The organism is Candidatus Terasakiella magnetica (genome assembly GCF_900093605.1).
Classification (GTDB): domain Bacteria; phylum Pseudomonadota; class Alphaproteobacteria; order Rhodospirillales; family Terasakiellaceae; genus Terasakiella; species Terasakiella magnetica.
The window spans coordinates 23,322-30,079 of the sequence record NZ_FLYE01000011.1 but is presented as its reverse complement, the minus strand read 5'-3'; the positions used below and the strand labels follow the sequence as shown (position 1 = coordinate 30,079).

General features: G+C 46.6%; 8 protein-coding genes. 2 read left to right on the top strand and 6 right to left on the bottom strand.

Translation table 11 applies throughout. From position 1 onward, the window contains the following. Nucleotide 1: 1 nt before the first annotated feature. The 4 genes from MTBPR1_RS06860 to MTBPR1_RS06845 are packed head-to-tail and all read right to left on the bottom strand — an operon-like array spanning nt 2 to nt 2,727. Nucleotides 2–1,009 (bottom strand): S1C family serine protease, encoded by a 1,008-nt coding sequence (locus MTBPR1_RS06860; RefSeq protein WP_069186834.1) that lies wholly within the window; start codon nt 1,007–1,009, stop codon nt 2–4. A 57-nt stretch (nt 1,010–1,066) separates the two neighbouring features. Further along, a complete protein-coding gene (gene mamM / locus MTBPR1_RS06855; RefSeq protein ID WP_069186833.1) occupies nt 1,067–2,017 on the bottom strand; it encodes a magnetosome biogenesis CDF transporter MamM in 951 nt (316 codons plus the stop codon). 57 nt (nt 2,018–2,074) lie between these two features. Continuing rightward, nucleotides 2,075–2,305, bottom strand: coding sequence for a LapA family protein (locus MTBPR1_RS06850; RefSeq protein ID WP_069186779.1), 231 nt, complete (start codon nt 2,303–2,305; stop codon nt 2,075–2,077). Between the two features lie 23 nt (nt 2,306–2,328). Next, nucleotides 2,329–2,727, bottom strand: a complete 399-nt coding sequence (locus tag MTBPR1_RS06845; RefSeq protein WP_069186832.1) for a hypothetical protein — start codon at nt 2,725–2,727, stop codon at nt 2,329–2,331. A gap of 358 nt (nt 2,728–3,085) precedes the next feature. On the opposite strand from MTBPR1_RS06845, the gene mamC reads away from it, so the two are divergent. Next, nucleotides 3,086–3,439 carry a magnetosome protein MamC gene (gene mamC / locus MTBPR1_RS06840; protein WP_069186831.1) on the top strand — a complete coding sequence of 118 codons (354 nt, stop codon included), beginning with the start codon at nt 3,086–3,088 and terminating at the stop codon, nt 3,437–3,439. 73 nt (nt 3,440–3,512) lie between these two features. Here mamC and MTBPR1_RS18220 read toward each other — a convergent pair whose 3' ends face one another. Next, nucleotides 3,513–3,992: a magnetic particle specific iron-binding protein gene (locus MTBPR1_RS18220; protein ID WP_205631222.1), complete on the bottom strand. Its 480-nt coding sequence runs from the start codon at nt 3,990–3,992 to the stop codon at nt 3,513–3,515. 95 nt (nt 3,993–4,087) lie between these two features. Next, nucleotides 4,088–5,389 (bottom strand): alanine/glycine:cation symporter family protein, encoded by a 1,302-nt coding sequence (locus MTBPR1_RS06830; RefSeq protein ID WP_165602630.1) that lies wholly within the window; start codon nt 5,387–5,389, stop codon nt 4,088–4,090. A gap of 335 nt (nt 5,390–5,724) precedes the next feature. Here MTBPR1_RS06830 and MTBPR1_RS06825 point away from each other — a divergent pair, with 335 nt between their 5' ends. Further along, nucleotides 5,725–6,750: a Fe(3+) ABC transporter substrate-binding protein gene (locus tag MTBPR1_RS06825; RefSeq protein ID WP_069186828.1), complete on the top strand. Its 1,026-nt coding sequence runs from the start codon at nt 5,725–5,727 to the stop codon at nt 6,748–6,750. The last annotated feature ends 8 nt before the right edge of the window (nt 6,751–6,758 follow it).

The window sequence follows — 6,758 nt, the reverse complement described above, 5'->3', positions numbered from 1 at the left end:
ATTACTGGCCCATCATTTGTGTGCGTGCTTTTTGCCACCATGATTGCGGCATAGCGCTTTGAGATTGTTGCATACCCGGGTTTGGCAGTTGCATGTTCTGCATCGCCATTGGCTGGGCCGTTGCCATATTGTTATTCCACGCAACAGGCGCAGCTGTTGGCTGTTGTGCCATAGTGCGTGGCTTTGGTTTAGAAACCTTAAAGCCAACAATATCTTGGAAGTGCGCCAGAACCACATGGGAAGGCACAGCAAAACCATCAACGGAATTATTTGGACCGTTAAAGGCCATGTTGACACCAACGATCTCACCATTTTGGTTGATCAGCGGTCCACCTGTTTGCTGCCATGAGAAGATAGCATCGGTTTGGGCCAGTGATTTCATGGCAATGCCGCCGGCACTAATTGTGGTGTTGAGCGAACGGATTTGACCTTTATTGATTAAGATCGAGCCGCCATTTGTCTGACCCATGGCAATGACTTGTGCGCTTACGCCAAGGTTTGCCGTATCAGCCAGTGTGAAATACTGGAAACGCTCAGGTGTGAGGATTTTTAACACAACAAGGTTATGGGCCTCATGTGTTTTGGCAACTTGAGCTTCATAGCGCTTGATGCCTTGCATGGTGCGCACGTGAATATCAAGTTCTTTAACATTTTTGATCGGGTGAAGGGCCGTTAGAACGTGGCCTTTCGGGCTAACCAAGGCACCGGAGGAAACCAGCGGCATGTTTGCACCAGCTGCACTGATACCAACAATACCCGGTGCCAATGCATTGGCGAGTTCTTGTGGTGAGGGACCACCCGCATCACGAAAGAGGAATTCAGGCACACTTAGGTGGCTATACTCTTCAAAGTGATCATCATGCTTATATCCATTGAGGATAATAAAGCCCCAAACAAAGGTCAGTGTCACCAAAGTGACAAAACCAAAAGCCAAACCACGCCATGGCGATGAGCAGAAACCTGTGCTGCCGATCAGAGGACTATGTTCAAGTTTTTCGTTGAGTTTCATAATTCTATTTACCTGTTGGCGTGTCTTGGTGTGTTTGTTTGATTGCGTGCGTCATGATCATGCCAGCCCACCTTCAGGGGCTTCGATCAAAGAGGCCGCATCATCACTGTCTTGGGCCGCATTTGTATTTTTTTCATGTGCCTCGGCCTTGACCTGAATGGCACCGATGCGACTGACCGTATGGATGATGGTTTCTTTAACCTTATTGGCAATGGCTGTGGCCTCACTCACCGTGGCATTTTCATCCACACCAACGGTGATTTCAGCTGAAATATTCTGACCGATATGACGGGTACGCATATGTTTGATCTCGCGCACACCTTCAACACCCAAGATCAGGTTTTGCAGGATTTTGCGTTTTGGCATATCGATCTGGCGATCCATCAAGCCCATAACAGAATCTTTAAATACATGGCTGCCCAAATAAAGCAGGTGCAGGGTTTCAACCACCGCAACCAAAGTATCAACCCATGGCATTTCAAGATAATGCGCGCCCACAATACCCACAGCCACCGCACTGGATGAAATGGCATCAGCGTGATGGTGTTGGGATAGGGTCTTAATCAGTGGGCTGTTGCTTTGAGTGGCCGCACATTTGGAATAGGCATACATCACCACATTGACCACGGCACACAAGATCGCCGTCCAAAGGGCAATGAGGTGTGGGGCTTGGTGGGTGCTATCGCCAAACAGCATGGACACCGCATAAACAAGCAAGAAGCCAGTGACAATCAGGAAGATCACACTGACGAAAAGCGACAGCACGAACTCGATCTTGCCATGCCCGTAAGGGTGTTCTTTATCAAGGGATTGCTCAGAAACCTTGCCGCCGACAATGACGAGAAGGGAGCTAACCACATCTTTAAAGGAATAAAGGGAATCGGCCAACAGGGCGTGAGAGCCAGAGACCAGCCCGACAAACGCCTTCAAAAAGGTTAAAACGGTGTTGGTCACCAAGCCGACCCAACCAATGGTCTTGATGCATTTACCGCACTTTTCGTATTTCATTCCCTACACTTCCTAAGCTTTATAAGGTCACTTAAAGACCCAAACTAAAACCGACCCTTATTTAGGGTGATATTCAATCTGGGCCTTGTTCTTCTTCTTCATGGTGATGCGCGCCACACTAAACAGCGCGACCACAAAACCACTAAAAAATGACAAAGCTATTACCAAGATCATCGGCACTGGCACCGGCGCCATAAAGATAAAATCAATTATCACAGGCTCGATGTTTTGCAATGCAAACAACAAGATAGCAATCGCTATGATCAAATATATGATCAGTTTTGCCACGTTCTATTTCTCCAAATGACCCGCTAGCCCTGAACCGGACTTTTTTGCGAGTCTTGGCTATCTTTTTTCATCTGCCGGATCAATTCGATATCATCGACGAGCGGCGTATTCTTAATTGCGTTCATCTTCTTGTTTAGGAAGCAGCCGATGTCATTCACACTTTCATGGAATCCATCATAAACAACGCTGATCCCGCTTTTTGCGTGCGGTACAATGTGTTTTTGGGCGCTAACACAAGAATCGATAATAACCTCTAGCCCATCACCAAGCACATTAACCACGCCGTTGAACAAATCTTCAACCGGGATTTCTTTGCCTTGGGAAACAGGGACTTCACCTTGGGTTTGAACAGATTCAGTGCGCATATCCTGTGGTTTAACAGCATCAGGAACATCATGGGTATGGGGCGCGACAGAGTTCATTCTTCCAATCCAAGGCAAATATAAAGGTTACGAGTCTGAATTCATTGAGTGTTGGAATACCAGTGTAGGCGATTTTTGTCTAATAAAAAAGACCTTCTAAGCCTTAGTTTTTGCATATTTTTTCGTAAATATCATTGCGAATGAATCGCAACAAAAAAAGTAAAAAAAGGCTTTGCAGGCTACGTAGTTGAGATTATTATGGTATTCAAGTTTTTAAGGTCTTAGAAGCATTTTCTAATTTGTCATTGGGAGAATGCTTGATTGTAAGGCTTTTGGTTTGATGTTAGGGTGTTTTTAAAGCGATTCTAATATTGAATCGTTGTAGTTGATTTAACTAGCGGATGGAAGTGTAAGAATTATGGCGTTTCAATTAGCTCCTTTTTTAGCGCAAAGTGTACCCGGTGTTGGTGCGCTTGGTGCAATTGTCGGTGGGTCCGGTGCGCTCGCTCAAAATCTTAAAAAGCACAAAGACGGTGAGATGGAAACCAACGAAGTTGTGGTTGAAACGGCCAAAGAGGCAGCTGGTGCAGGTGTTGCAACAGCGGTAAGTGCCTTTACTGTCGGTCTTGTGGGCGGGGGCCTTGTGGTTTCTGTCGGTACAGCATTTGCTGCAGCTGTTGCTGGCAAATATGTTTGGGACCGTGGCATGGATTATATTGAAGGCGAAAATGATCATGCGCCTTTGTTGGATGAAGATATTTTAAAATCTTAATCCACAAACGATAAGATCAAAAAAAAGGCCGCTGAAATCTCAGTGGCCTTTTTTAATGGTCTGAACCGTTTACTTAGATAGACGGTTCATCCAGAACAACGTTGCTACGGTGTTCAGAATATTTCTTATAGGCAAAATAGCCACCTGCGCCCAAGCCTGCCACAAGCAGAACCGGACCCCAGATGCCAAGACCAAGGCCAAGACCAAGGCTTAAGCTTTTAGAGCAGCCACAGCCCACTGTGCTGGTTACTGCTTTAGATGTTGTGGCGCCTGCATTGGCAGCAACAACATTTGTACCTGCTTTTGCAGCAGCGATGCCTTTGCCTGCGCTTGCGGCTTTTGTCGCAGCTGCTGTTTTGGCGGCAGCCGCGGTTTTTGCAGCGGCAGCGGTTTTCGCTTTCGCAGCTGCGGCAGCTTTGATTTTAGCGGCTGTTGCAGCTTTTGCTTTTGCAGCGGCAATTGCCTTTTGATCGGCAATTTGTTCAAGACTATCAGACATCGCGTTGATTTCTTGCGGTGTCATGCCTTTGACAAGTTCATTTAATGGTAACATGGGTCCCTCGAAAAAAAACATACACCCTTATGGCGACATTCCCCTTTAAATTATAGGGGCAAGTTAAAAAAGTCAAGATTATGAGGGAGTTAAATTTACAATTGAGAATTGTTCTTAATTGCCGGAATGAGCTCCTTACACATGACCTTGGTATGTTTAGCAACGATGAAGGTCAGTGGTAGAAGGTGAATAAGCAACATACAACCAATAAGGAGATCGCCCACGGCCCATAAAGGACGCAACGGCAGGAAGGGGCCAACAAAGGTCACGCCTGCAAAAAAGTAGCGGAAGTATTTAACGTTCGTGCCGCCTAGGAACTGGTAGCAACGCTCAGAAAAATGCGCCCAGTTGATGATGGTGGTAAAGGCGAAAATCACAAGGCAAGCTGTGACCAGAACGCGCCCGATCTCACCTGTAAAGTGAGTAAAGGAGGAAACGGTCAGATAAGCCCCGGTGGTATCAAGCCATTTATCCGCAGTAAGAACCACAAGCCCTGTTGTGGTGCAGACGATCAAGGTATCAACAACCGGAACAGCCGCGGCAAGCATAGAGCTTTGAGCTGGGCAATCACGGTTGGCCCCTTGCCAGAAAGGCGCAATACCAATGCCGGAGCCATGAGAGAAAATGCCGCGTGAAATACCATATTGAAGGGTTTCTAAAACCGCATATCCGGCCACGCCACCAGCAATAGAGTAGGGCGAAAAGGCATATTTAAAGACGGAGACTAAGGCTTCTAATGTATTGGCTTCGGTAAAGAGAAGGATAAACCAGCCACACAGTAAGTAGCCAAGGATCATCCAAGGTGCGGTAATGGTGGAGAATTTCAAAATGCTTTTAAAACCACCCACAACCACCAAGGCCACTGCTGTGCCAAGCAAAAGGGCGACCATAATATTGGAAACACCGATTTCACCAGAAATGGCATGGGCAACGGAGTTTGCCTGAATAAGGTTGGCTGTCACCATGCCTTTAATCATGATCATGCCCGCAAGGGCGGTTGCCAGCCATTTCCATTTTTTGCCCAGAAGCTCCACAATATAAAACATCGGGGTGGCAAATAGGTCATGGTCTTGATGCTTTTTCGCAAGCTTAACCGCGAAATAGACCGAGCTCATACGAAATGACATGCCCAAAAGGGCTGAAACCCACATCCAAAACAGCGCGCCGGGCCCACCAAGGTGAAGGGCGGTGCCCACACCTGCCAAGTTACCCACACCTACACTGGCAGAAAGGGCTGCGATAAAGGCAGCATAATGGGCGACATGTTCGCCCTCATGGCCCTTACTGTCACGGCGAACCTGCCAGAGCCCCATGATGGTATTCCACACACCGCGAATTGCCGCGCCGCGGGTTAAAACCATAAAGAGGAGTCCTAATTCAAGGTAGATGAAGACCATGAATGGATTCCAGATGAAGGAAGCGAGGGTTTCCATAGTGTTCGGGCTGACCTTATGCCTGTTCTTAAATGACAAAATATAGGGTCGGTCTATCATATGGTATGCAGCGAGGCAATCTGAATCGGCTTTAGGGGAGGGGAAATAGCGGTTTTACTATCAGGGTGATCAAGAATATCGTAATATTAAGACTTATTATCAAAAATAACTTGCAATTCATTCTCACTATGATTACTGGTTGATGATGGATTTTGAAGTGAATGGTATGCGAGTGATGGGCGTTAATGTCGCGCTCTTGAGCCATTTCACGGGTAGTTGAATTTTATGGAGTTGGATGGATGTCCTTGAAAAAAATCACTGGTATGGCCTTGGGTGCATTTTGCATCTCTATCGCTGGTGTAGCCCAAGCCGAAGAAGTAAATCTTTATTCTTCGCGTCAACCGTTTTTGATTAACCCATTGCTGGAAGCTTTTAGCGATGAATCCGGTATTAAAGTAAACATGGTTTATATCAAAAAAGGTATGTTGGAGCGTATCAAGGCAGAAGGTCAAAACAGCCCGGCTGATTTGATTTTAACATCCGATATCGGCAAGCTGGATAACCATGTTCAAGCTGGTCTGTTGAAATCAACCACTTCTGATGTTTTAAAAGAGAAAATCCCCTCACAGTATCGCCACCCGGATGGCCTGTGGTACGGATTGACCACACGTGCACGTATTATCTATGCCCATAATAAACGTGTGAAGCCTGAAGAAGTCCAAACATATGAAGATTTGGCAAAGCCGCATATGGAAGGCCGTATCTGTACGCGTTCTGGCAAGCATGAATATAACATTTCCCTGCTCGCCTCTATTGTCGCTGCCGAAGGTGAAGAAGCTGCCCTTAACTGGGCCAAGGGTGTGAAAAACAACCTTGCGCGCAAACCACAAGGTAACGACCGCGCCCAAGTTAAAGCGGTTTATCAAGGCGAGTGTGATGTTTCCCTTGGTAACACATATTATATGGGCAAGATGGTTACAAATGAGAAAAACCCAGAGCAAAAAGACTGGGCGGCCTCTGTATTCTTGGTGTTCCCAAATCAGGCTGATCGTGGCACGCACGTAAATATTTCTGGTGGTGGCGTTCTTAAAGGCGCGATGAACGAAGCTAATGCGATCAAGCTGCTTGAATTTTTAACAGGTCCAAAAGCTCAGGCTATTTATGCTAAAGGCAACTTTGAATACCCAATCGATGAAACCGCTGAGCTTCACCCGGTTGTGGCTTCTTGGGGTAAGTTCAAGGCCGATGAAGTTGACCTGACGAAGATTGCAGAATACCGCAAGATTGCAACACGCATTATGGATAAGGTTCGCTACAACAACTAAGCGAAACT

Bases quoted from the DNA above. Each gene is read 5' to 3' on its own strand.
- MTBPR1_RS06860 (WP_069186834.1), bottom strand. From the start codon at position 1,009: ATGAAACTCAACGAAAAACTTGAACATAGTCCTCTGATCGGCAGCACA.
- MTBPR1_RS06845 (WP_069186832.1), bottom strand. From the start codon at position 2,727: ATGAACTCTGTCGCGCCCCATACCCATGATGTTCCTGATGCTGTTAAA.
- MTBPR1_RS06825 (WP_069186828.1), top strand. From the start codon at position 5,725: ATGTCCTTGAAAAAAATCACTGGTATGGCCTTGGGTGCATTTTGCATC.
- MTBPR1_RS18220 (WP_205631222.1), bottom strand. From the start codon at position 3,992: ATGTTACCATTAAATGAACTTGTCAAAGGCATGACACCGCAAGAAATC.
- MTBPR1_RS06830 (WP_165602630.1), bottom strand. From the start codon at position 5,389: ATGGTCTTCATCTACCTTGAATTAGGACTCCTCTTTATGGTTTTAACC.
- mamC (WP_069186831.1), top strand. From the start codon at position 3,086: ATGGCGTTTCAATTAGCTCCTTTTTTAGCGCAAAGTGTACCCGGTGTT.
- mamM (WP_069186833.1), bottom strand. From the start codon at position 2,017: ATGAAATACGAAAAGTGCGGTAAATGCATCAAGACCATTGGTTGGGTC.